Source organism: Binatus sp. (SeqCode) (assembly GCF_035272065.1).
Taxonomy (GTDB): domain Bacteria; phylum Desulfobacterota; class Binatia; order Binatales; family Binataceae; genus Binatus.
The window spans coordinates 1-2,501 of record NZ_DATEQZ010000084.1 but is presented as its reverse complement, the minus strand read 5'-3'; the positions used below and the strand labels follow the sequence as shown (position 1 = coordinate 2,501).

The 2,501-nt window shown below is 63.3% G+C and carries 2 protein-coding genes; both read left to right on the top strand.

The window, feature by feature from the left end:
* The first annotated feature begins 305 nt into the window (after positions 1 to 305).
* Positions 306 to 944, top strand: a complete 639-nt coding sequence (locus VJX68_RS15515) for a hypothetical protein (RefSeq protein WP_324096623.1) — start codon at positions 306 to 308, stop codon at positions 942 to 944.
* Positions 945 to 1,049: 105 nt separating this feature from the next.
* Positions 1,050 to 2,501, top strand: a 1,452-nt coding sequence (locus tag VJX68_RS15510) for a GAF domain-containing protein (protein ID WP_324096622.1), incomplete at its 3' end; no start/stop codon positions are given.

The window sequence follows — 2,501 nt, the reverse complement described above, 5'->3', positions numbered from 1 at the left end:
GTCAAGCACAGCGCCCTCAACGTGCTGAGAACCCGCAAAAGCAAGGATTCGCTGCGCATGCGCCGCAAAGTCGCCGCATGGGACGAAAACGCCCTCGCCGCCTACATCGCCGCATAAAACGTTCAGTCGATTCCCCTGGGGTCGGGCTGGAGGATCTTCGCCGGGTTGAAGGCCAGTGGTCGCCGCACCCAACGGCGAGCGATGTACGCCAAGCTTACGACCGTTTGTGGCGGCAGCTGGGGTCCGGGTCGATCGAAGCACTGCTTGATCTGCCGCCGATGAGAGACCCAGACCGGTGCGCGACCATGGACGTGCTCACGGTGCTCACGTCGCCGGCCTTGTTCACCGACTTGAATCTGTTCCGTCTCGTCGTCAGTCGGATGGCGACCCTCAGCCTGGACCATGGCAACGGCGACGGGTCATGCCTCGCCTACGCATGGCTGGGCGGGGTCCTGGGGACGTATTTCGGAGAATACCAGGCAGGGTGCCGCTTTGGCAGACTTGGTCTGGATCTGGTCGAGAAGCATGGGCTCGACCGCTTCAGAGCTCGCGTCTACCTGGTCTTCGCTGTCCACGTCGCACACTGGACTCAGCCCTTGCAGACGTCTCGCGCCTTCCTCAGGCGCGCCTTTGACGCGGCGCAGGATGCCGGTGACCATTCTTATGTGGCCTATAGCTGCATCGACTTGATCACAAACCGCATCGCCGCCGGAGATTCGCTCAGTGACATCGAGCGAGAGGCCGAACATGGCCTCGAGTTCGCGCGGAAAGTAAGATTCGGTCTCGCCAGCGACTGCATCACGGGGCAGCTCAGGCTCATCCGGATGCTCCGTGGACTGACGCCGGACTTCACCTCCTTTAATGACGCGGAGTTCGACGAGGGCCGCTTCGAGCAACATCTGCAGAACAATCCCCAGCTGGCCATCGGCGCGTGCTGGTATTAGATCCGCAGGCTGCAGGCGAGCATCTATGCCAGCGACCAGGTATCTGCCATTGCGGCGGTATCGAAAGCTGCGTCGCTGCTTTGGACGGCTCCGACTCAATTCGAGTTGGCTGAATACCATTTCTACGCGGCGCTTGCTCGGGCGGCGCATTGCGATTTGACCGCGGCCGGGGAGCGGTCGCAGCACTTGGCGGCGCTGGCGGCTCATCACAAGCAGCTCGCCGTCTGGGCGGAGAACTGCGCCGCAGCTTTCGAGAACCGCGCGGCATTGGTAGGCGACGAGATTGCCCGCCTCGAAGGCCGGGATCTGGACGCGATGCGCCTCTATGAAGAGGCGATTCGGCTGGCGCGCGAACACGGTTTCATGCAGAACGAGGGCTTAGCCCACGAACGCGCCGCACGGTTTTGCGTGGCGCGCGGCTTTCAGACGATGGCTGGCGCGTATCTGCGTAATGCCCGGCACTGCTACCTGCGTTGGGGCGCCGATGGCAAGGTGCGGCAACTCGAGGCGATGTATCCGCAGCTCAGGACAGAAGAGCCCGCACCCGGCCCAACGAGCACGATCGCGGCCCCGGTCGAGCGCCTCGACCTCGCGACCGTGATCAAAGTGTCGCAGGCTGTGTCGGGCGAGATCGTGCTGGAGAAGCTGATCGACACGCTCATGCGCACGGCGATCGAGCAGGCGGGGGCCGAGCGCGGCCTGTTGATCCTGTTGCACGCGGCCGAGCCGCGGATCGAGGCGGAAGCTGCGACCGCCGGCGATGCGGTGCGCGTGCAAGTGCGCGAGCTGCCCGTGAGCGCGGCCGTCCTGCCGGAGACCGTCCTCCATTATGTCCTGCGCACCCGCGAGAGCGTCATTCTCGACGATGCCGCGACCCAATCCCGGTACGCCGACGATCCCTACATTTGTCAGCGCCAGTCGCACTCCATTCTCTGCCTGCCCTTGATCAACCAGGCCAAGCTCGTCGGCGTCCTCTACCTCGAGAACAACCTCACGCCGCGCGCCTTCTCGCCGGCTCGGATGGCGGTGCTGAAGCTCCTCGCCTCGCAGGCCGCGATCTCGCTCGAGAATACCCGTTTGTACCGCGATCTCGAACAACGCGAAGCCAAAATCCGTCGTCTCGTCGACGCCAACATCATCGGAATCTTCATCCGCGCGGTCGAAGGGGAGATCGACGGGCCAGTTGTCGAGGCTAATGACGCGTTTTTGCGCATGGTGGGATACGACCGTGAAGACGTCGTTTCTGGTCGTGTGCGGTGGACAGAGCTGACGCCGCCGGAATGGCGTGACCGCGATGCACGGGCTGTGGCTGAGTTGAAGATGACCGGAACCGCTCAGGCATACGAGAAGGAGTATTTCCGGAAGGACGGCCGCCGTGTGCCCGTACTGGTCGGGGCGGCGAGCTTCGAAAACGAGTCTCTGGGATATCCATTTAACCGGACTTGGCGTATGCCGGATGGATGGAGCGACCCCTCGCCAGCATCCACTACCCTAAGTCCCTTGGGGAGTTTCGGGCTTGGTTCCCGACTGATGCGGACTGCCTCGACTACCTGGAAT

Excerpts from the sequence above, each read along its gene's own strand:
- VJX68_RS15515 (WP_324096623.1), top strand. The coding sequence starts at position 306 with ATGGACGTGCTCACGGTGCTCACGTCGCCGGCCTTGTTCACCGACTTG.